Annotated in this window: 1 protein-coding gene; it reads left to right on the top strand. The window is 68.1% G+C overall.

Annotation, left to right across the window (positions count from 1 at the left end; translation table 11 throughout):
• Nucleotides 1-25 precede the first annotated feature (25 nt).
• The coding region (locus AC1DWF_RS38270) for an ABC transporter substrate-binding protein (protein ID WP_476843615.1) at nucleotides 26-530 on the top strand (505 nt) is incomplete at its 3' end.

Here is a 530-nt window from a genome sequence, read left to right as displayed (position 1 = left end):
GGGCTACCCGGTCTTCGAATCCCACGTGCTCTGGGACCTTTCGCGCTCGGACACGCTGGCGGGCGTGAAGCCCGGCCTCGCGGAATCCTGGGAGCAGGACGCGACCGACCCGACCAAGTGGCGCTTCAAGCTGCGCGCCGGCGTCACCTTCCATGACGGCWCGCCCTGGAATGCCGATGCCGCGATCTGGGGGTTCGACCGTTTCTACCGGCAGGATGCGCCGAATTACGATCCGCAGGGCTCGGCCTTCACGCGTCCGCGCACCGCGGGCTTCGCGAGCTACCGCAAGATCGACGACATGACGATCGAGATCAGCAGCGATCGGCCGCTGAGCTACCTTCCCTACATCCTTCCCTATATCCTCTTCTCCTCGCCGCAGGCCTTTGATGCGGCAGGGCGCGACTGGGCGCGCGTCGGCAACGCGCCGGCGGGCACGGGACCCTTCCGCATCACGCGCTTCACGCCGCGCCAGTCGGTCGAGCTCTCGCGCAACGACAACTACTGGGATGCAGCGCGCCGCCCGCGCCTGA

It is taken from the genome of Aminobacter sp. P4_D5 (assembly GCF_056401815.1).
This window is presented reverse-complemented; position numbering and strand designations above follow the sequence as displayed.